Source organism: Sphingomonas sp. PAMC 26605, from assembly GCF_000241485.1.
Lineage (GTDB): Bacteria > Pseudomonadota > Alphaproteobacteria > Sphingomonadales > Sphingomonadaceae > Sphingomonas.
The window spans coordinates 3,601,954-3,623,905 of the sequence record NZ_JH584241.1 but is presented as its reverse complement, the minus strand read 5'-3'; the positions used below and the strand labels follow the sequence as shown (position 1 = coordinate 3,623,905).

Genomic DNA, 21,952 nt, shown 5'->3' with positions numbered 1-21,952 from the left:
TCAGAAGCCCAGCGCTGCGATCTCGGCCGGGGCGAAGCCCGCCTCGGCCAGGATCGCCGCGCCCTCATGGTCGCCGGCCATGCGCGGCGACACGGTTTCGCTGACCGAATAGCGCGGGGCGGGGGCGGGCTGGGTCACGCCGCCTGCAGTGACGAACGCCGCGCGCGCGAGGTTGTGCGGATGCGCGATCGCCTCGTCGAAGCCGAGCACCGGCGCGATGCACGCCTCATGCCCTTCGAACGCCGCGACCCATTCGTCGCGGGTGCGGCGCTTGAAGCGCTGGACCAGCTCGCGTTTCAAGACCGGCCACACCGCGGGCAGGAATTGCGCGTTCCACTCGGCGCCGTCGAGCTCCATCACGCGACGGAGCGCGGCATAGAATTGCGGCTCGATCGCGCCGACCGCGATCCATTTGCCGTCCGCGGTCTCGTAGGTGTCGTAGAACGGCGCGCCGCCGTCGAGCAGATTGGTGCCGCGCGCGTCGCTCCACATCCCCTGCGCGCGGAAACCCCAGACCATGCTGGCGAGCACCGCCGACCCTTCGGTCATCGCGCAATCGACCACCTGGCCGACGCCGCTGACCTGCGCCTGCAGGATCGCGGCGAGCATGCCGAAGGCGAGCATCATCCCGCCGCCACCAAAATCGGCGGCGAGGTTGATCGGCGCGGTCGGCTTGCGGCCTGCCTCGCCAAGCGCGTGGAGCGTGCCCGAGATGGCGAGATAGTCGATGTCATGGCCGGGTTCGTGGGCGAGCGGGCCGGTCTGGCCCCAGCCGGTCATCCGACCGTAGACGAGTGCCGGGTTGTCGGAGAGCAGTGTTTCGGGGCCGAGCCCTAGCCGCTCCATCACGCCGGGGCGGAAGCCCTCGATCAAGCCGTCGCAGGTCGCCGCAAGGCGGCGCACCGCCGCGATTGCCTCAGGCTGCTTGAGATCGAGGGACATCGTGCGGCGCGAGCGGAGCAACGGGTCGCGCATCGGGTCGACCATCCCGGGTGGGCCGGGGCGCTCGACGCGGATCACCTCGGCGCCGTGATCGGCCAGCATCATCCCGCAGAACGGACCGGGGCCGATCCCCGCCATTTCGAGGATCCTGAGGCCGGCGAGGGGGGCTGATGCTTGGCCGCTCATCCTATCCTCCGTCATTCCCGCTCATGCTCCGTCATTCCCGCGAAAGCGGGAATCCCGCTTCTTCCCGCCGCCCGAAGAAGCGGGACCCCCGCTTTCGCGGGGGTGACGGCAGGGGAGGCGGCGCATCAGAACGCTGCGATCCCCGTGATCGCGCGGCCCAAGATCAGCGCATGGACGTCGTGCGCGCCCTCATAGGTGTTGACCGTTTCGAGGTTCATCATGTGGCGCATCACCTGATATTCGCCCGAAATCCCGTTGCCGCCATGCATGTCGCGGCTCATCCGCGCGATATCGAGCGCCTTGCCGACATTGTTGCGCTTGACGATCGAGATCATCTCGGGCGCAAACTTGCCCGCGTCCATCAGGCGACCGACGCGCAGTGACGCCTGCAGCCCGAGCGCGATCTCGGTCTCCATATCGGCGAGCTTCTTCTGGTAGAGCTGACGCCCGGCGAGCGGGGTGCCGAACTGGTTGCGGTCGAGCCCGTACTGGCGTGCCGCATGGAAGCAGAACTCGGCAGCGCCGAGCGCGCCCCAACTGATCCCGTAGCGCGCACGGTTGAGACAGCCGAACGGGCCTTTCAGGCCCTGGACGTCGGGGAGCAAAGCGTCCTCGGAAAGTTCGATCTCATCCATCAGGATCATGCCGGTGATCGAGGCGCGCAAGCTGAGCTTGCCCTCGATCTTCGGCGTGGCGAGGCCCTTGGCGCCCTTTTCGACGATGAAGCCGCGGATGCCGTCGCCATGCGCCTCGGACTTCGCCCAGATGACGAAAACGTCGGCGATCGGCGAGTTGGAGATCCACGTCTTCGCGCCCGACAGCAGATAGCCGCCGTCGACCTTCTTCGCGCGCGTCGTCATGCTGCCGGGATCGGAGCCGGCGTCGGGCTCGGTTAGGCCGAAGCAACCGATCCATTCGCCGCTCGCCAGCTTGGGCAGATACTTCTGCTTCTGCGCTTCCGAGCCGTACGCGAAGATCGGGTACATCACGAGACTCGACTGGACCGACATCATCGAGCGATAGCCCGAATCGACCCGCTCGACCTCGCGCGCGACGAGGCCATAGGCGACGTAGGACGCGCCGACCCCGCCATATTCCTCGGGAACGGTGGGCCCGAGGAGCCCCTGCGCGCCCATCTCGCGGAAGATCTCGGGATCGGTGGTCTCGTTCTGGAAGGCGTCGATGATGCGCGGGGCGAGCTTGTCCTGCGCGTACGCCCGCGCCGCATCGCGGATCATCCGCTCGTCATCTTCGAGCTGATCGTCGAGGAAGAAGGGGTCAGCCCAATCGAAACGCGCCATGTCGGCCATGTCAGGTCCTTTGATTTCCGCGTCGCCCCGACGGAGGCCGGGGCCGCTGGGTTATGACGCGAAGGTCGTGCCCCAAACCCAGCGGCCCCGGCCTGCGCCGGGGCGACGGTTATTGATCCAAAATCCGGTCGTCGAACAGGCCGAACGCCAGTGTCGAGGCATAATATCCGATCGCGCGCTCGCGCGTCATCGTGTGCGCCCACTTTCGCATGTCGAACGCCGCATTCTGCATCGCCATCAGCGCCTGCGCCGCGATCAGCGGATCGACCGGGCGGATCGAGCCTTCGGCGATGCCGTCGCTCATCGTACCCGCGAAGCGGCGCGCGATGCGGTTCGAGCGGTCGACCATCTGCGTGCGCGATTCGGGCGGGAGGCCCGACAGCGCGGTGGTGCGCAAGAGCGGCCCACGTTCGGAAAACTGCACGTCGAGCAGCGTTGCGATCGTTCCCGACAGCCGGTCCCAATGGCTCCCGCCGCGCTCGTCGGCGAGGCGCTGGGCGTCGGCGACGGTATCCAGGCTGCGCTTGTAGCAGGCGAGCACCAGATCGTCCTTGGCGTCGAGATGGTGGTAAAAGCTGCCCTTGGTGACGTTGAGCTCCGAGGCGATCCGCTGGACCGACGCGCCGCGATAGCCGAGCTGGTTGATCAGCCGCGTCGCCGCGAGCAGGAACGCCTCGCGGCCGGGCTCGGGCTCGTCATGCGCGAGGTCGATCAGTTCGGGATCCCAGGTCGCCTTCGGCCCGGCGATGCCGTGCGCGAACACGTCCATCAGCCGTTCCTCGACCCGGTCATATTGGTCGGGATCGTAGCGCGTCAGCCAGATCGGCAGCCAGAAGGTGTTCTCGAGCAGCACGTGCGCGCGGCCGCCGTGGAGATCGGTCTGCGCGCGGTTGGCGGCGGGGCCCCACAGGCTGCGCGTCTTGCGGAACACCTCGCGCCAGCCCGCCATCAATTTGCCGAGCACCGGCTCTTCCATCGCGCGCAGATCGGACAGGATCGCAAACGCGGTCTCCTCGCCGCGCTGGATGCGGGCGAGCCGCACCATGTTGAGCGACAGATATTTCGCGACGCGCGCCTGCGGCGTCGGCTCGAGCAGCGACTCGTCGAGCATCGCGAGCAGCTTTTCGAGCGTATACTCGAAACAGGCGGCGGCGAGGTCTTCCTTGCGCTTGAAATAGTAGGTGACGCTCGTCGTGTTGAGCCCGACGCGGCGTGCGACGTCGGCGAAGGTCATGCCCTTCGCGCTCTGCTCGTTGATCGCCTCGGCGGCGGCGGCGAGGATCGCGTCCCGCTTGGCGCGGAAGCGCTTGGTGCTGGTCTCTTCCTCAGTCGGAACGGTGTTGGGGGCCTCCATCCGATAATCTGTACCATCATCTTTTAGAAGAAACAGTCCCTTTGTTGCGCGCGGTCAATGCGTGGCTTTTCCGCGCCAAAGACGCTTTACCGAAAACGCGGTACGGTATACCCAGCCTTCCGACGGCATGATCGGAGAGAGCAGATGGACTTCAGCTTCAGCGAACGCGAGATCTATTTCCGGGATCGCGTGAAGGCGTTCATCGACCAGCAGATCCGTCCGCGCCAGGCCGAATATGACGCGCAGCACCATGACGGCGAGCGCTGGAAGGTCATTCCGGTGATCGAGGAGATGAAGGAAAAGACCAAGGCCGCTGGCCTGTGGAATTTCTTCATGCCGCCACATTCGGGGCAGGCGCATGTCGACGATACGTTCGAGTTCGAAGGCACGCAGCTGACCAATCTCGAATATGCGTTATGCGCCGAGGAGATGGGCAAGGTCGGCTGGGCGAGCGAATGCTTCAACTGTTCGGCACCCGATACCGGCAATATGGAGGTGCTCCACCGCTACGGCACGCTCGAGCAGAAGGAGCGCTGGCTGCGCCCGCTGATGAACGGCGAGATCCGCTCGGCCTTCCTGATGACCGAGCCGGCTGTGGCCTCTTCGGACGCGACCAATATCGAAACCTCGATCGTCCGTGATGGCGACGAGTACGTCATCAACGGCACGAAATGGTGGTCGTCGGGCGTCGGCGATCCGCGCTGCAAGATCGCTATCACGATGGGCAAGACCAACCCCGACGCCTCGCGCCACAGCCAGCAGAGCCAGATCCTCGTGCCGATGGATGCGCCGGGCGTGACGATCAAGCGGATGCTGTCGGTCTATGGCTATGACCATGCGCCGCACGGCCACGGCGAAGTGGTGCTGGAGAATGTCCGCGTTCCCGCCGAGAACATCCTGCTCGGCGAGGGGCGTGGGTTCGAGATCGCGCAGGGCCGCCTCGGGCCGGGCCGCATCCATCATTGCATGCGCACGATCGGCGTCGCCGAGACGGGCATCGAGGCGATGGCCAAGCGCCTGCTGAGCCGCGTCGCGTTCGGCAAGCGGATCGCCGATCAGTCGGTGTGGGAGGAGCGCATCGCGCGCGCGCGCATCGACATCGAGATGACGCGGCTGCTATGTCTGAAGGCGGCCGACATGATGGACCGGGCGGGCAACAAGTCGGCGCAGCAGGAGATCGCGATGATCAAGGTGCAGGCGCCGAACATGGCGCTCAAGATCCTCGACGATGCGATCCAGGCGCATGGCGGCGGCGGCGTGTCGGGCGATTTCGCGCTGGCGCACGACTGGGCGGCGATGCGGACGCTGCGCTTCGCGGATGGGCCGGACGAGGTGCACAACCGGGCGATCGCTCGCAACGAGTTCGGCAAGTACGCCGATCTGCCGGCGGCGGTCGCGGCGAAGGATGCGGTGCGGCGGTAACATACTCCCTCTCCCCGCTTGCGGGGAGAGGGTAGGGGAGAGGGGCAGTCCGCTACCACAAAGATATGGGCCGGTGAGGAGAGACTGCCCCTCTCCCCGGCCCTCTCCCCTGAAGGGGAGAGGGAGAAGACGTGAAAGCAGCCATCCTCTACGCCCCCAACACCGAGCTGGTGATCGACGACGTCGCGATCTCCGATCCGGCCCCGCGCGAGGTGCTGATCCGCACCATGGCGTGCGGGGTGTGCCGTAGCGACCTCCATTTCGTCGACGGCGCCTTCCCGCATCCGATGCCGACCGTTCCCGGCCACGAGGCGGCGGGGATCGTCGAGGCGGTCGGATCGGACGTCGCGCATCTGAAGGTCGGCGATCATGTCATTACCTTCTTCACCGTGTTCTGCGGGGCGTGCGAGATGTGCGTCACCGGGCGGCCGTCGCTGTGCGTCGATCCCTCGACGCGGCGGCCCAAGGGGGCACCGCCAAGGTTGAGCCTGCAGGACGGCACGCCGCTCAGCCCCTTCCTCAACCTCTCGGCGTTCGCCGAGATGATGCTGGTCCACGAAAATGCCTGTGTCGCGATCAGCAAGGAGATGCCGCTCGACCGCGCCGCCCTGCTCGGCTGCGCGGTGATCACGGGCGCGGGCTCGATCTTCAACGACAGCCAGTTGCGGCCCGGCGAAAGCGTCGCGGTGATCGGCTGCGGCGGGATCGGGCTCGCCGCGATCAACGCCGCCAAGATCGCGAGCGCGGGGCAGATCATCGCGATCGACCCGGTCGCCGACAAGCGCGCACTCGCCGAAAAGCTCGGCGCGACGCACACGCTCGATTCGAACGATGCCGATCTGGCGAAGAAGGTTGCGGGCCTGACCGGCGGCGGGGTGCATTATGCGATCGAGGCGGTCGGGCGGAGCAACACCGCCGAGCTCGCCTGGACGATCCTGCGGCGCGGCGGCACCGCGACGATCCTCGGGATGATCGCGCCGGGCAATGACGTGAAGATCGCCGGGCCGACTTTCCTGACGGGGAAGAAGCTGCAGGGCTCGCTGCTGGGTTCGACGCGCTTCCCGATCGATCTGCCGCGGCTGGTGCAGATGTATCTCGACGGCAAGCTCGATCTCGACACGATGGTCGCCGAGCGGATCAAGCTCGCGGACGTCAACCATGCGCTCGCCAATCTGCGCACCGGCGACACGGTGCGCTCCGTGATCGAGTTTTCGTGATGGACGACGCCGCCCCCCAGACGATCGCCGTTCCCGAGAAGGACCGGCTCGACGAGGCCGCGTTGACGGCGTGGATGGTCGCCAATGTCGATGGGTTCGAGGGGCCACTGACCTACGCGAAGTTCGCCGGCGGGCAGTCGAACCCGACCTTCAAGATCGAGTCGCCGTCTGGCACCTATGTGCTGCGTCGCAAGCCGATGGGGGTGTTGCTGCCCTCGGCGCATGCGGTCGATCGCGAATATCGGGTGATTGCAGGCCTGTATCCGACCGGCTTCCCGGTCGCGCGGCCTTACGGGCTGTGCACCGATCCCGCGGTGATCGGCACCGATTTCTACGTTATGGGCTTCGCCGACGGGCGCAATCTGTGGGACGGCACCTTGCCCGACTACACGCCCGACGCGCGCACCGGGATCTACAACGCGATGTGCGACACGCTCGCGGCGTTGCATAATACCGACCATGTCGCGGCGGGGCTCGGCGAGTACGGCCGTCCGGGCAATTATTTCGAGCGCCAGGTCGCGCGCTGGACCAAGCAGTATCGCGCGTCCGAGACCGAGCCGATGCCGCAGGTCGAGAAACTAATCGACTATCTCGGCCGGACGGTGCCCGAGCAGACGCGCACCTCGGTGGTGCATGGCGATTACCGCATCGACAACATGATCTTCGCGCGTGACGAGCCGCGCGTGATCGCTTTGCTCGACTGGGAATTGTCGACGCTCGGCGACCCGCTGGCCGACTTCTCCTATTTCCTGATGAGCTGGGTGACCGCGCCCGAGGGGCGATCGGGGGTGCTCGGGCATACCGGGCCGGCGACGGGGATCCCGACGATCGAGGCGATGGTCGAGCGCTATTGCGCGGCGACGGGGCGCGACGGCGTGCCCGATCTCAACTGGTATTTCTCGTACAATCTCTTCCGGCTGACCGGGATCGTCCAGGGGATCAAGAAGCGGATCGTCGAGGGGACGGCGTCGAGCGCGCAGGCGGAGAAATCGGCGGCGGGGGTGTACCGGCTGGCCGATGCGGCGTGGGATTTCGCGGTGAAGGCGGGGGCTTAGTTTCTTATTCCCCTCCCGCTTGCGGGAGGGGCTGGGGGTGGGCTCGCGCTCACGATCGAGAACACAGCTTGAAGGAGAGCGGGCGCCCACCCCCGACCCCTCCCGCAAGCGGGAGGGGAGAAGAAGATGTCGCAATTCGATCTCACGGGCAAAGTCGCCATCGTCACCGGGTCCTCGCGCGGGATCGGCAAGGCGAGCGCGTTCGAGCTGGCCGAACACGGCGCCAAGGTCGTCATCTCCAGCCGCAAGCAGGATGCCTGCGACGCGGTCGCCGCCGAACTCAACGCGCGGTTCGGCGACGGCACGGCGATCGCGGTCGCCGCCAATATCTCGGACAAAGCTGGGCTGCAGCACCTCGTCGACGCGGCGCGGGCGGCATTCGGGCAGATCGACGTGCTCGTCTGCAATGCCGCCTCCAACCCCTATTACGGCCCGCAGGCGGGGATCGCCGACGAGCAGTTCCGCAAGATCCTCGACAACAACATCGTCTCGAACCACTGGCTGATCGCGATGGTCGCGCCCGAGATGCGCGAGCGGCGATCGGGCAGCATCGTCATCGTATCCTCGATCGGCGGCCTGCGCGGGTCGACCGTTATTGGTGCGTACTGCATCTCGAAGGCTGCCGACATGCAGCTCGCGCGCAACCTCGCGCATGAATTCGGGCCCGACAATGTCCGCGTCAATTGCATCGCGCCCGGTCTGATCAAGACCGATTTCGCGCGCGCTTTGTGGGAGGATCCCGAGCGGATCGAGGCGGCGAACAAGACAGTCCCGCTGCGCCGCATCGGCGAGCCCGAGGAGATCGCCGGCGCGGTTGTTTTCCTCGCCAGCGCGGCGAGTAGTTTCATGACCGGGCAGACGATCGTGCTCGACGGCGGCGTTACCATCTAGCGCCGTCGCCCCGGCGGAGGCCGGGGCCGGTGTGTGGCTTGGCACGCGGGTGCCTCAAACGAAACGGCCCCGGCCTTCGCCGGGGCGACGGAGGATGCAATGGCACGGTTCAGCGGAAAATCGATCATCGTCACCGGCGCGGGCTCGGGGATCGGGCGGGCTACGGCGTTGCTGTTCGCGCGCGAGGGCGGCAGCGTGCTCGTCGCCGACCAGAGCGACACGGTCCACGAGACTGCCGCGATGATCGATCGGGCAGGCGGCGCGGCGCACGCTATCCAGATCGACGCCGGCAATGAGGAGGACGTGATCCGCGCGGTCAACGTCGCGTGCGAATATTATGGCGGACTCGATGTGATGTTCGCCAATGCCGGCATTTCCGGTGGGATGGCGAACCTGTTCGATACCGATGTCGCGCTGATCACCGAGGTGCTGCGCGTCAATCTGATCGGACCGTTCCTGGCGATCAAACACGCCGCGCCCAAGATCGCCGAGCGCGGCGCCATAACGGGTAAGGGGGGCGCGATCGTGCTGACCGCGAGCGTCGCGGGGATCCGCTCGGGCGCGGGGTCGCCGGCCTATTCGGCATCGAAGGCGGGGGTGATCAACCTCGCGATGGTGTCGGCGCAGCAGCTGTCGGGATCGAACGTCCGCGTCAATGCGATCTGCCCCGGGCTGACCGAGACGGGCATGACCAAGCCGACCTTCGATTATGCGCGCGAGGCGGGCAAGACCGACCGGATCGGCCGGCTCAACCCGCTGCGCCGCGGCGCACAGCCCGAGGAACTGGCGGAAGTGGCGGCGTTCCTCGCTTCGGATGCGGCGAGCTATATCAACGGCCAGGCGATCGCGGTCGATGGCGGCCTGTCGAGCAGCCATCCTGTGACCAAGCAGGAATATGGCAAGACCGCGGTGTAGCGATCACTCGCGCAGGCGGATCAACCCTTCCTGCGCGACGCTCGCCACCAGCCGCCCGTCACGCGCGAAGATCTTGCCGCGGTTGAAGCCGCGCGCATGGCCCGCCCATGGGCTGTCGCAGACATAGAGCAGCCAATCGTCGGCGCGGAAATCCTCGTGCAGCCAGAGCGCATGGTCGAGGCTGGCGGTCTGCAATTTGTGCGTCATCCAGTTGACGCCGTGCGCCAGCGTCGCGGTGCCGAGCAGCGACATGTCGGAGGCATAGGCCAGGATCGCGCGGTGCAGCGCGGGGTCGTCGCCAATCGGGGCCACCACGCGGAACCAGCTGTTCTGACGTGGTTCCTGCTTGACCGGGTCGAGCCAGCTGCGCGGGGACACCGGGCGGATGTCGACCATCCGCGGACGCAGGAACATCGCGCGGAATTTCTCGGGGATGCGGTCGATCATCGCGAGGCGGAGGTCGCGGTCGCTGGTCAGCTCTTCGGGCGGGGGCACGTCGGGCATCGCATCCTGATGCGCCAGGCCGCCCTCGGGGATCTGCAGCGAGCAGGCGAGGTTGAGGATCGGCACGCCGCGCTGGGTGGCGATGACGCGGCGCGTGGCGAAGCTCTTGCCGTCGAAGTCGCGCACGACGCGGTAGAGGATCGGGTGACCCTCGTCGCCGGGGCGCATGAAATAGGCGTGAAGCGAATGCGCCTGCTTGGGCGCCTCGGTCGAGCGTTGCGCGGCTTGCAGCGCCTGCGCGATGACCTGTCCGCCGAACACGCGGCCGAAGCCGTCGGTGCCGCGGGGGCCGCGGTAGAGGTCGGTGTCGATTTCCTCCACGGCGAGCAGGTCGACGAGTTGCTGCGCGAGCTGGGCGGGGGTGGGCTGGGTGTCGGTCATGGCGTCCTTCTTCTCCCTCTCCCCTCCGGGGAGAGGGCCGGGGAGAGGGGCTGTATCTGAAAAGCGACCGGCGTGTAACAGCCCCTCTCCCGCGCTTCGGCTTCGCCTCGCTTGCCCTCTCCCCGGAGGGGAGAGGGAGATTAGTACCCCGCTGCCCGCGCCACCTTGTCGGCGTGGAAGTTCGCATCCCCGAACATCTCGGCCAGCACGCGCGCGCGCTTCATGTAGAAGCCGATGTCATATTCGTCGGTCATGCCGATCCCGCCGTGCATCTGCACGCCTTCCTGCACCGACAGCGTCGTCGCCAGCGCGGTCATCGCCTTGGCGACCGAGACCGCGGTGTCGGCGTGCGGGCTGTCGAGATCGAGCAGTTGCTGCGCCTTCATCACCGCGGCGCGCGCGACTTCCATCTCGGAATAGAGATGCGCCGCGCGGTGCTGGAGCGCCTGGAAGCTGCCGATCAGCGTGCCGAACTGCTTGCGCTCCTTGAGATAGCCGACCGTCATGTCCATCGCGCCGGCGCCGACGCCGAGCAGTTCGGCCGACGCGCCGGTGCGGCCGGCGCGGAGCAGCCGCTCAAGCGGGGTGCGGCCACCGTCGATCTCGCCGATCACCGCATCGGCATCGACTTCGACGCCATCGAACTCGAGCCGGGCGGCGAGGCTCGCGTCCGCAAGGCGCTCCGGGGTGGCGGTGAGGTTGGCGGTGTCCTTGGGGATGGCGAAGAGCGTGACGCCCTCGGCATCGTCGGCGCTGCCGGCGGTGCGCGCGGCGACGATCAGCAGATCGGCGACATGGCCGTGCGTGACGAACTGCTTCTTGCCGGTCAGCTTGAAGCCGTTGCCCGAACGCTCGGCCTTGAGGCCGATGCTGTCGCGATGCTTGGCGGCCTCGTCGATCGCGAGCGCGGCGACGGTGTCGCCGGCGATGATGCCAGGGAACCAGCGCTCGGCATGCGCCGTGCCCTTGAGCGCTTCGACCGCCGCGACGGCAGTAGTAAGGAAGGGCGAGGGTGACAGGTTGCGGCCGATCTCCTCGAGCACGACGCCTGCCTCGACATGGCCGAGGCCGAGGCCACCTTCGGATTCGCCGATCAGGATGCCGGTGAAGCCCATTTCGGCGAAGTTTTTCCAGAGGTCGCGGCTGAAGCCGGTGGCGTCCTTGGCGTCGCGCAAGCCACGCATGTGGCTCACCGGCGCTTGTTCCGCGACGAAATCGCGGATCGTGTCCTGCAGGGCGGTTTGGTCTTCGTTCAAAAACAGGGGCATTTCTTACTCCGTCACCCCAGCGAAAGCTGGGGTCTCGTGCCGCACGGGCACGCTTCGTTGCGGGGAGACCCCAGCTTTCGCTGGGGTGACGTACCTAGCTCGGCAATTCCAAAATGCGCTTGGCGATGATGTTGAGCTGGACCTCGCTCGTCCCGCCCTCGATCGAATTGGCCTTGGTGCGCAGCCAGGCGCGCGCCTCGGCGCCGCCGCGCGAGCCTTCGCTCTCCCATTCGAGCGCGTCCGAGCCGCCGGCCGCCATCATCAGCTCGTGGCGGCTCTTGTTGAGCTCGGTGCCGTAATATTTCATCATCGAGGGCTGGGCGGGGTGCGCGCGGCCGGCCTTCAGCTCGTCGATGAAGCGCTCCGACATCGACCCGAAGGCTTTCGCACGCACCTCGAACATCGCGATCGCGGCGCGGAGCAGCGGATCGGCGAGCCGCGCCTCGGCATCGAGCCCGATCGTCGCGATCGCGCCGTCGAGCAACGGATTGCCGCCGCTCGACGCGAGACCCATGCCCGAGATCATCTCGCGCTCATGCCCGAGCAGATATTTGGCGACGTCCCACCCCTTGTTCTCGTCATGCACGCGCTGCGACTTGGGCACCTTCACATTGTCCATGAAGGTCTCGCAGAACGGCGAATAGCCCGAGATCAGCAGGATCGGCTTGGTCGACACGCCTTCGCTCGCCATGTCGAACAAAACGAAGCTGATCCCGCCCTGCTTGCTGCTCTTGTCGGTGCGGACGAGGCAGAAGATCCAGTCGGCCTTGTCGGCGTACGACGTCCACACCTTCTGGCCGTTGACGATGTAATGGTCGCCGGCATCCTCGGCCGAGGTGGCGAGGCTGGCGAGATCCGAGCCGGCGTTGGGCTCGGAATAGCCCTGGCACCAGCGGATCTCGCCGCGCGCGATCTTGGTGAGATGGGTGAGCTTCTGCTCTTCGGTGCCGTATTTGAGCAGTGCCGGCCCGAGCATCGAGATGCCGAACGAATTGAGCGGGTTGCGCGCCTTGATCGCCGCCATTTCCTCGCGGAGGATCTTGGTCTCGGCGGGGTTGAGGCCGCCGCCGCCATAGGCCTTGGGCCAGTCGGGCACGGTCCAGCCGCGCGACGCCATCGCGTCCATCCATTCCTTCTGGCCGGGCTGGAAATCGGGATTGCGGCCGCCCCAATTGGCGTCCTTTTCGGAGCGCACGGGCTCGCGCATTTCGGGCGGGCAATTGGCTTCGAGCCAGGCCCGGGTTTCGCTGCGGAAGGTGTCGAGATCCTGGGTCATCTATCGGCTCCGAGTAAGGTCGTGCGCGAGGCGCGCGACGGCGATGGCGGTATGGTCGGCGTAACGTTCGGCGATCACCTGCACGCCGATCGGCATTCCGTCGGGGTCGGTGCCGACGGGGACGCTGGTGGCGGGCAGGAGCGGGAAGGTGGCGAGGCCGGGATAGGCGATCTGCGCGCCGAACGGGCTGGGCGCGCCGTCGATCCACGCCTCGCGCGTTTCGATCGGCGTGTCGTCGTGCGCGAAGGCGGTGGTGCCCCAGGCGGGGGCGATCACCGCGTCGAACTGCCGGAACAGGCGGCGCCACGCGCGGCGGCATTCGGCCTGGCGATCGAGCAGCACGGGCATCGGCGTCGAGGGTGGGCCGGCGCGGGGCGGCTGGCCGCGCGCCATCGCGACCGCGAGGATGCGCATGTAATCGGCGTGCTGCTCGACGAGATCGGGGAGCAGGTCGCTTTCGCGCTCGACGGTCGCGCCGGCGGCGGCGAACGCCGCGCCGATCGCCTCGACCGCATGGCGGACCGCTTGCGCGGCGGGGGCGAGCGGGTGCTGGGGAAGGAGCAGGATGCGCCATTCTCGGGGTTCACGGGCGGCGGGTTTGGGCAGCGGCAAGTCGGCGGTCAGATCGAGCGCGAGCGCGAGATCATCGGGATCGCGCGCGAGCGGGCCGATCACACTGAGATTGAGCGCCGCGCCGCGGGTGCGGGGGAAGTAATGGCCGTCGGTGTCGAGCATGCCGAAGGTCGGCTTGTGGCCCCAGACACCGCAGAAGGCGGCGGGGACGCGGATCGAGCCGCCGATGTCCGAGCCGAATTCGAGCGGCACGAAGCCCGCGGCAAGCGCGGCAGCCGACCCGCCCGACGAACCGCCGCTGACGCGGTCATGATTGTGCGGGTTGCGGGTGCGGCCGTAGACCGGGTTGTTGGATTGGAGGTCGGCAAGGCCGACCGGAACGTTGGTCTTGCCGAGGATGATCGCGCCCGCGGCCTTGAGGCGCTGGACCGCGACGGCGTCTTCGGTGGCGATGTGGTCGGCGTGTTCGGAGAAGCCCCAGCTTGTCGCCAGCCCGGCGATGTCGAAGCTTTCCTTGACCGTCATGGGCACGCCGAGGAGGGCGCGATCGTCCTTCGAGCCGGCGTCGATCGCGCGCGCGGCGTCGCGGGCGCGGTCATAGTCGCGGACGACGACGGCGTTGATCTCGGCGTTGCCGGCCTCGATGCGCGCGATCGCGGCATCGCATTCGGCGAGCGCGGTGGTTTCACCGCTGCGGATCGCCGCGGCGGTCTGGATTGCGGATCTCATCTCTCCCTCTCCCCGCTTGCGGGGAGAGGGCAAGCGAGGCGAAGCCGAAGCGCGGGAGAGGGGGAGTGAGAAACGCCAGCGATCGCGTGCGTCCCCCTCTCCCCGACCCTCTCCCCGCAAGCGGGGAGAGGGAGAAGAAGGTTATCCATTGAAACGACCGCCGCTTTCCGCCTTCGACTTGAGCAGTTCGGCCACCGCGAAGCCGTGCTTCTCCAACCCCGCGACGATCGTCTTGAGCCCCTCGGTATCGGCCCAGAACATCGGCCCGCCGCGATAGACTGGCCAGCCATAGCCGTAGATCCACACCACATCGATATCGCTCGCGCGCTGCGCCATCTTCTCCTCGAGGATCAGCGCGCCTTCGTTGACCATTGTGTAGAGCGTCTTCTCGACGATCTCCTGGTCGCTGATCTCGCGCTTCTGCATATTCGACTTGGAACGGAAATCCTCGATGATTTCGGCCACGCGGGGGCTGGGCGTCGGGTTCCGCTTCTCGTCATAATCGTAGAAGCCCTTGGCGGTCTTCTGCCCCCAGCGCCCCTCGGCGGCGAGCGCGTCGCGGATGTTCTCGATGCGATTGGGGTCGCGGTGCCAGCCGATGTCGACGCCGGCGAGATCGCTCATCTGGAACGGACCCATCGGCATGCCGAAGGCGACATGGACGCGGTCGATCTGCTCGGGCGTCGCGCCTTCCATCAGCAGCTTCATCGCCTCGACCTGGCGGGGCTTGAGCATCCGGTTGCCGATGAACCCGTCGCACACGCCGGCCACCACCGCGACCTTCTTGATCGTCTTCGACAGCGCCATCACAGTCGCGAGCACATCGTCGTCGGTCTGCGCACCGCGGACGACTTCAAGCAGTTTCATCACGTTGGCGGGCGAGAAGAAGTGCATGCCCACCACGTCGCCGGGCCGCTTGGTGACCGATGCGATCTCGTCGATATCGAGATACGAGGTGTTCGACGCGAGGATCGCGCCGGGCTTGGCGATCGCGTCGAGCCGGGTGAAGATGTCCTTCTTCACCTCCATATTCTCATACACCGCCTCGATGATGAGGTCGCACTCGGCGAGCGCCTCGAAATCGAGCGTGGGGTTGAGCGCGCCCATCGCAGCCTCGACTTGTTCGGACTTCAAGCGACCCTTGGCGGCGGAGGCCTCGTAATTCTTACGGATCGTGCCCGCGCCGCGATCGAGCGCCTCCTGCGCCATCTCGACGATCGTCACCGGAATGCCGGCCGACAGGAAGTTCATCGAGATGCCGCCGCCCATCGTACCCGCGCCGATCACACCGACGCGCTTGATCTCGCGCAGTTGGATGTTGGCGTCGATGCCGTCGATCTTGGCGGCCTGCCGCTCGGCGAAGAAGATGTGGCGCTGTGCGGCGGATTGCACGCCCATCATCAGCTTCATGAATTCCTGCCGCTCGAAGGCGATCCCCTCGTCGAAGCTCGATCCGTCGGCGGCTTTCTCGACGCAGGCGATGTTGGCGGCGGGCGCGTCGAAACCGCGGAAGCGCTTGGCATTGTCCTTCTTGAAGGCAGCGACGGCTTCGGGGTCGGCCTGCGCGACCTTCTCGCGGGCGCGGGGCAGGGGACGGGCGTCGGCGATTTCGCGCGCGAAGGCGATCGCGTCGGCTTCGAGGCTGTCCTCGCCCGCCAGGCGATCGATCAAGCCGGCCGACAGCGCGAGCTTGGCGGGGATCGGGTCACCCTTGGCGGTCATTTCGAGCGCGAGCTTGACGCCGGCGATGCGCGGGATGCGCTGCGTTCCGCCGGCACCGGGGAGCAGGCCGAGCTTGACCTCGGGCGTGCCGATCTTCGCGCTCGGCACGGCGATGCGATAGTGGCAGCCAAGCGTCACCTCGCACCCGCCGCCGAGCGCGGTGCCGTGGATCGCGGCGACGACGGGCTTGTCCGAGGCTTCTATCATGTCGACTACGGTGGGGAGGCCGGGCTCCTGCATCGGCTTGCCGAACTCGGTGATGTCGGCGCCGGCGAAGAAGGTGCGGCCGTCGCAGCGGATCACCATCGCCTTGACCTGCGGATCGGCGAGGCCCTGCTTGATGCCAGCCTCGAGCCCCTGCCGCACCGCCGCGCCGAGCGCGTTGACCGGCGGGTTGTTCGAGATGATGACGAGGATGTCGTCGTGAAGTTCGGTGGTGATCGGCGAAGTCATGGTTTTCTCCTGCTACGGGCGTCGCCCCGGCGAAGGCCGGGGCCGCTGGAGGTGGTCCGCGACGTCAGCGACGCGCGCCCGACCCAGCGGCCCCGGCCTGCGCCGGGGCGACGGATGGGTTACGTCAACGCACTGTAGATCAACGTCTTCAACTCACGTCGGATCGGGTAGACGTTCGACGGCGAGACCTGCGTCATGAACACCATGTGCAGCCGCTCGACCGGATCGACGAAGAAGGCGGTCGAGAACATGCCGCCCCAATAATATTCGCCGACCGACCCCGGGATCATCGAACGCGCGACATCGATATTGACCGCGAAGCCGAGCCCGAAGCCGGTGCCGGCATTCGCCGCCTCGCTGAACAGCGACTTCGACAGCGTCGAAAGGTCGGCGCCGCCGGGGAGGTGGTTCATCGTCATCAGCTCGATCGTCTTGCGCCCGACGACCCGCGCGCCTTCCAGCGCGCCGCCGTTCAGCAGCATCGTGCAGAAGCGATGATAATCGAGCGCGGTCGAGACGAGCCCGCCGCCGCCCGAGACGAGCCTGGGCGGCTTGCTCCACGCGCTCGCCTCGCCGCGATCATACAGCACGCGGCCCTTGCCCGGCGCGAGCGTGTAGCAGTCCGTCAGCCGGTCGATTTTGTCGGCGGGGACATGGAAGAAGGTGTCGTGCATCCCGAGCGGCGTGAAGATGCGGGTCGCGAAGAAATCGGGCAGCGTCAGTCCCGACACGCGCTCGACCACCGCGCCGAGCACATCGGTCGACACCGAATAATTCCACGCCGTGCCGGGCGAGAATTCGAGCGGCAGCCGGCCGAGCGCCGCGACGAAGCCGTCGACGTCGAGCCCGCCATGCCAATTCTCGATCCGGCCCTCGCGGTACGCGGCGTCGATATTGGAGCGGTTCTGGAAGCTATAGGTCAGCCCCGAGGTATGACGCAGCAGGTCGATCATCCGCATCGGCTCGCCGGTCGGCTTGGTCTGGAACGGCACCCCCGCGCCGCCGCCATTATAGACGCCGATATCCTTGAATTCGGGCAGCACGTGATGGACCGGCGTGTCGAGCGCGACCTTGCCCTCCTCGACCAGCATCATGAAGGCGATCGAGGTGATCGGCTTGGTCATCGAGGCGATGCGGAACAGCGACCCTTCGTCGATCGCGCCGCCCCCCTCGCGCGCCGCGCCGAGCGAGGAGAAGTGCGCGATCTCGCCACCCTGTGCGATCAGGATCTGCGCATTGGGCAATTTGCCCGAATCGAGATAGCGATCCTTGAGAAAGGCATCGATCCGGGCAAGGCGGCCCGCGTCGAATCGCGTGGCGGAGGGCATGGTATCCAGCATCATCGTTTCCATACCCCCTGTTCGAAAGCGAAGACACCCTATTGCCTTGAGCGGCGCGCGAATCAACACTAACCTTGCTTGAACGGTGTTTCGCGGCAAACCCGAGTTTCAACTCGCAGGGTATTTGGCGCGCTGAAGGAGAGATGATCGTGGATATCGAACCGCTCGTCGCGCTTGATCCGGCCTGGCCCAAGATGACGCTCGATCAGGTCGATGCAGCGCTGGTCACGCCAGGCGGGAAGTTCGAGATCGAGACCGTCCCGATTCGCGGCATCCCGACTCGCGTGTGGAAGCACGCGCCGCCGACGCTCGCCTGGCTGATCGCGGCGTCGCGCGCGCATGGCGAGCGGATCTTCACCGTCTATGAGGACGAGCGGGTCAGCTACGACGCCAATTTCCGCGCCGTCGCGACGCTAGCCCATGCACTCGTCGAGCTGGGGATCGGCAAGGGCGACCGCGTCGGGCTGGCGATGCGCAACCTGCCCGAATGGCCGGTGATCTTCTTCGCCGCGGCGAGCATCGGCGCGATCGTCGTGCCGCTCAACGCATGGTGGACCGCGGGCGAGCTCGCCTATGGCATCATCGATTCGGGTTGCCGCCTGCTGTTCGTCGATGACGAGCGCTATCAGCGGCTGATCGCCGACGCGCCCGATTTTCCCGCGCTCGAAACGACCGTCGTCGCGCGCGCTTCGATCGCGCTGGGTGCGGGCGCGGTTCGGCTCGAGGATATCATCGGGACGCCTAACGCCTATGCGAGCCTTGCCGAACGCGATCTCCCGGCGGTCGAGCTCGACACCGACGACGATGCGACGATCTTCTATACCAGCGGCACGACCGGCCATCCCAAGGGCGCGCTTGGCACGCATCGCAACCTCACCACCAACATCCTGACCTCGGCGTTCGGTGGCGCGCGTGCCTTCCTGCGGCGCGGCGAAGTGCCGCCTGCGCCGACGCCGAAGACCTTCCTCACCGTGATCCCGATGTTCCATGTCACCGCGTGCAGTGCGACGATGATGATGTCGGTCGCACTCGGCAACACGCTCGTGTTCATGCGCAAATGGGACACGGTCCGCGCGATGGAGATCATCGAGCGCGAGAAGGTGCAGGTCACCGGCGGTGTGCCGACGATCGCTTGGCAGATCCTCGAACATCCCAACCGCGCGAATTACGATCTCTCCTCGCTCGAGGCGATCGCTTATGGCGGTGCTCCCTCGGCACCCGAACTGGTGCGGCGGATCTACACCGAATTCGGCGCGCTGCCGTCGAACGGCTGGGGGATGACCGAGACGATGGCGACCGTCACCGGGCATGGCGGCGAGGACTATCTTGCGCGGCCGACGAGCGCCGGGCCGCCCGCGCCGGTCGCCGATCTCAAGATCATGGACGAAGACGGGACGACCGAGCTCGCAGTGGGCGAGGTCGGCGAACTGTGGGCGCGTGGGCCGATGATCGTGAAGGGCTATTGGAACAAGCCCGAGGCGACCGCGGCGACCTTCGTCGATGGCTGGGTGCGCACGGGCGATCTCGCGCGGCTCGATGCCGAGGGGTTCCTCTATATCGTCGATCGCGCCAAGGACATGATCATCCGCGGTGGCGAGAACATCTATTCGTCCGAGGTCGAGAACGTGCTCTACGCGCATCCCGCGGTGACCGATTGCGCACTCATCGGCATCCCGCACCGCACGCTCGGCGAGGAACCGGCGGCGGTGGTGCATCTGCGGCCCGGCACGAGCGCGAGCGAGGCCGAGCTCCAGGCGTGGGTCCGCGCGCGGCTGGCGGTCTTCAAGACGCCGGTGGCGATCCGGTTCGTCGAAGACACCTTGCCGCGCAACGCCAATGGCAAGATCCTCAAAAAGGATCTCAAGGCGCTGTTCGAGGATCGGCTGAGCGCGGTGGCGTGAGCGGTCCCAGCCGAGGACCTTAACCCGCTTCGTTAAGGCCCCGGCGGTGGGCGCGCACGCGCGCCGGGTACATTCGTCATTAACGCCCTAGCCGCGCGACCCGCTTTCGCGCTTTGCTGTTCGCGGGGAACACGGAAGGGCAGGGCATGGCAGCGATTCGATCATGGAGCGCGCGCGTCGCGACATTCGAAACCGCGCCATGGGTCGTCCCGGCGCTTTTTGCGCTCGCACTGCTGCTGCGGCTCGCCGTGCTGCTGCTGCTGCCGCAGCACGCCGTGTCCGACGGCGAATGGTATATGGTCCGTGCCGCCGAGATGGCGCGCGGGATGGGCTATCAGGAGGCGGGGCACCCGACCGCGTTCTGGCCGGTCGGCTATCCGGCCTTGCTCGCGGGGAGCATGATGCTGTTCGGGCCCGGGCTGTTCGGGCCGTTGCTGCTCAACCTGCTGTCGGTCGCGGTGATCCTCGGCGCGATCGTGTGGCTTGGGCGCGCGCTTGGTGTGGGGGCGCTCGCGACGCGGATCGCGCTGCTGCTCTACGCACTCTATCCGGCGCATATCGCCTATGCCGGGCAGCCCTGCTCGGAGACCGCGTCGACCGCGCTCGGCATGGTGGCGTTCGCGCTGTTGGTCGTCGGGCGCAAGCGCAGCGTGCTGCTGATCGCGGCAGGGGCGCTGTTCGGGCTGGCGACGCTGATGCGCGCGCAGATGATGCTGTTCCCGCTTGGCGTCATCGTCGCGTTGCTGCTGGCATATCGCGATTTTCGCTGGCGCGATGCGCTGCGCGCGGCGGTGCTGGTCCAGGTGACGCTCGCGGCGGTGGTCCTGCCGTGGTCGTTGCGCAATGTCGAGCAGATGGGGGCGTTCGTCCCCGTGTCGACCAATGGCGGGGTCGCGCTCTTCTATGGCGCGAACGACCGCGCGACCGGCGACTGGTTCGCATGGGAGCGGACCCCGTATTGGGACGAGATGGTCGGTATTCCCTATAGCGAGCGCGTCGCGCAACAGGTCGAGCTCGACCGGCGCTTCAAGGCGCGCGCGACCGCATGGATCAAGGCGCACCCCGCGCAATGGACCGCGCTCGGCGTCCGCAAGATGGCGCTGCTGTGGGTGAAGGATTCAGACGCCTTCTGGTCGCTCGACAAGACCTATCCCGATCGCCCGGGCGCGTGGCGCGCGGTGCAGGGGATCGATCAGCTCTATTACATGGCGATTGTCGGACTTGGCCTGTTCGCGCTCGGCGTGGCGGTGCGCGAGCGGCTGCGCGGTAGGTTCGATCATGCGCCGCTGCTGTTGCTCGGGTGCATGCCGGCGTTCGCGACGCTGACGGCGTTCGGCTTCACCGGGCAGACGCGCTACCATTATCCCGCAATGCCATTCCTGATCCTCGCGGCGGGCTGGACGCTGGCGGCGATCCTGCGCCGGCTCNNNCCGCACGCCAGCCCGCCGGCCGGCTGCGCCCGCGCGCGGCCTGAAGCTCAGGCGTCGAACGCCGTCGCGCGGCGCGGCAGCGTGCGGTGGATGATGACGAGCGTCAGCAGCAAGGTCGGCACGATCAGCACGCTGCCCTCGGGGCCGGTCGGCCCGCCCGACAGCAAGGTTGCGCCGACAGGGTGCGTGACGAGCAGATGCCCCTGCATCATCGCGCCCGAATCGGGCACCCCGTAGAGGAAGGACTGCGCCCAGTCCCACGTCGCGTGGAAGCCGATCGCCCACCACAGCGAGCCGGTGCGGTAGAGCACATAGGCGAAGGTCAGCCCGGCGAGCGCGACGCTGACCAGCCCCATCGCGGTCTCGCCCTTGTTGAAGAGATGCCCGATCGCGAACAGCCCGACCGAGAAGACCGCGGCGGCGCCCCAGAAGCCGATCGTCCGCGCATGGCGATTGTTTGGCGCGACCGCGGTGACGATCCCGGCGACGCCGCGTGCGAGCGTATATTGCAGGAATCCGCGCGTGAGGAACTCCTCGAACAGCCCGACCAGCGCGAACGCGACGAGCCATAGCGCGCCATAGGTCAATGCGGCGCCAGCGCTCAGCGCGACGCCGTCGAACACCAGCGCCCCCGCGAGCGCGAGCAGGCCGGTCAACACCGACAGCATCGCCAGACCCCATGCCATGCCCTTGAGGAGGTCGGGCAGCATCGCCTCGCGCCGCAGGCCGTAGCGGGTGAACGGACGACGCTCGACCAGCGAGACGATAAAGGCGGCGAGCCCGACGACCGCGAAGCTCGCCGCCTCGACGCCAATCGTCGGCCAGACTGGCTGCGGCGTTCCGGCCTTGCTCGTGGTCGGCTGGTGGAACCCGGTGGTGACGGCGACCGCCACGAAGGTCAGGACCGTGACGAGGACGAGGAACAGCGCCATGCTCCATCCCGCGCGCAACCCGTCCTTTCCGAAGAACAGATGGGCCCATTGCGCGCGCGGGCGCTTCGTCGCTTCGGTATCGGTCATCGCTGTTCCTGTTTCCTGGCGGTCAAATCCCCGACGACCGCCGCGTTGCGGTGCCGACGGTACC

At 67.1% G+C, this 21,952-nt stretch carries 16 protein-coding genes; 6 read left to right on the top strand and 10 right to left on the bottom strand.

Annotation, left to right across the window (positions count from 1 at the left end; genetic code table 11):
* From RH90_RS16890 to RH90_RS16880, 3 genes are all read right to left on the bottom strand, one after another.
* On the bottom strand, positions 1-1,128 hold the full coding sequence (locus RH90_RS16890) for a CaiB/BaiF CoA transferase family protein (protein WP_037493572.1): 1,128 nt from the start codon (positions 1,126-1,128) through the stop codon (positions 1-3).
* Positions 1,129-1,253: 125 nt separating this feature from the next.
* Positions 1,254-2,438 (bottom strand): acyl-CoA dehydrogenase, encoded by a 1,185-nt coding sequence (locus RH90_RS16885; RefSeq protein WP_010187331.1) that lies wholly within the window; start codon positions 2,436-2,438, stop codon positions 1,254-1,256.
* A gap of 109 nt (positions 2,439-2,547) precedes the next feature.
* A complete protein-coding gene (locus RH90_RS16880; RefSeq protein ID WP_010187329.1) occupies positions 2,548-3,792 on the bottom strand; it encodes a TetR/AcrR family transcriptional regulator in 1,245 nt (414 codons plus the stop codon).
* Positions 3,793-3,936: 144 nt separating this feature from the next.
* Between RH90_RS16880 and RH90_RS16875 the strand changes: the two genes are divergently transcribed.
* The 5 genes from RH90_RS16875 to RH90_RS16855 all read left to right on the top strand — a co-directional run bounded on the left by RH90_RS16875 (position 3,937) and on the right by RH90_RS16855 (position 9,292).
* The gene (locus RH90_RS16875; protein ID WP_010187327.1) at positions 3,937-5,214 is read left to right on the top strand and encodes an acyl-CoA dehydrogenase family protein; all 1,278 of its coding nucleotides are present in this window, start codon (positions 3,937-3,939) and stop codon (positions 5,212-5,214) included.
* 131 nt (positions 5,215-5,345) lie between these two features.
* Positions 5,346-6,431, top strand: coding sequence for a Zn-dependent alcohol dehydrogenase (locus tag RH90_RS16870; protein WP_010187324.1), 1,086 nt, complete (start codon positions 5,346-5,348; stop codon positions 6,429-6,431).
* Entirely contained in the window at positions 6,431-7,486 is a 1,056-nt protein-coding gene (locus tag RH90_RS16865; RefSeq protein WP_010187322.1) for a phosphotransferase family protein, read from the top strand. Before RH90_RS16870 ends, RH90_RS16865 begins: the two co-directional genes overlap by 1 nt.
* A gap of 126 nt (positions 7,487-7,612) precedes the next feature.
* Entirely contained in the window at positions 7,613-8,377 is a 765-nt protein-coding gene (locus tag RH90_RS16860; RefSeq protein ID WP_010187320.1) for an SDR family NAD(P)-dependent oxidoreductase, read from the top strand.
* A gap of 99 nt (positions 8,378-8,476) precedes the next feature.
* On the top strand, positions 8,477-9,292 hold the full coding sequence (locus tag RH90_RS16855) for an SDR family NAD(P)-dependent oxidoreductase (protein WP_010187318.1): 816 nt from the start codon (positions 8,477-8,479) through the stop codon (positions 9,290-9,292).
* Positions 9,293-9,295: 3 nt separating this feature from the next.
* Here RH90_RS16855 and RH90_RS16850 read toward each other — a convergent pair whose 3' ends face one another.
* From RH90_RS16850 to RH90_RS16825, 6 genes are all read right to left on the bottom strand, one after another.
* Entirely contained in the window at positions 9,296-10,177 is an 882-nt protein-coding gene (locus tag RH90_RS16850; RefSeq protein ID WP_010187316.1) for an acyl-CoA thioesterase, read from the bottom strand.
* A gap of 140 nt (positions 10,178-10,317) precedes the next feature.
* Positions 10,318-11,445 carry an acyl-CoA dehydrogenase family protein gene (locus tag RH90_RS16845; RefSeq protein WP_029625395.1) on the bottom strand — a complete coding sequence of 376 codons (1,128 nt, stop codon included), beginning with the start codon at positions 11,443-11,445 and terminating at the stop codon, positions 10,318-10,320.
* Positions 11,446-11,539: 94 nt separating this feature from the next.
* On the bottom strand, positions 11,540-12,721 hold the full coding sequence (locus RH90_RS16840) for an acyl-CoA dehydrogenase family protein (RefSeq protein WP_010187312.1): 1,182 nt from the start codon (positions 12,719-12,721) through the stop codon (positions 11,540-11,542).
* Positions 12,722-14,023 (bottom strand): amidase family protein, encoded by a 1,302-nt coding sequence (locus RH90_RS16835; RefSeq protein WP_010187310.1) that lies wholly within the window; start codon positions 14,021-14,023, stop codon positions 12,722-12,724.
* Positions 14,024-14,164: 141 nt separating this feature from the next.
* On the bottom strand, positions 14,165-16,198 hold the full coding sequence (locus RH90_RS16830; protein ID WP_010187308.1) for a 3-hydroxyacyl-CoA dehydrogenase NAD-binding domain-containing protein: 2,034 nt from the start codon (positions 16,196-16,198) through the stop codon (positions 14,165-14,167).
* A 119-nt stretch (positions 16,199-16,317) separates the two neighbouring features.
* On the bottom strand, positions 16,318-17,550 hold the full coding sequence (locus RH90_RS16825) for a serine hydrolase domain-containing protein (RefSeq protein ID WP_010187306.1): 1,233 nt from the start codon (positions 17,548-17,550) through the stop codon (positions 16,318-16,320).
* Positions 17,551-17,681: 131 nt separating this feature from the next.
* On the opposite strand from RH90_RS16825, the gene RH90_RS16820 reads away from it, so the two are divergent.
* Positions 17,682-19,439: a class I adenylate-forming enzyme family protein gene (locus RH90_RS16820; protein ID WP_010187304.1), complete on the top strand. Its 1,758-nt coding sequence runs from the start codon at positions 17,682-17,684 to the stop codon at positions 19,437-19,439.
* A 1,477-nt stretch (positions 19,440-20,916) separates the two neighbouring features.
* Here RH90_RS16820 and RH90_RS22690 read toward each other — a convergent pair.
* On the bottom strand, positions 20,917-21,888 hold the full coding sequence (locus tag RH90_RS22690; protein WP_010187300.1) for a CPBP family intramembrane glutamic endopeptidase: 972 nt from the start codon (positions 21,886-21,888) through the stop codon (positions 20,917-20,919).
* Positions 21,889-21,952: the final 64 nt, after the last annotated feature.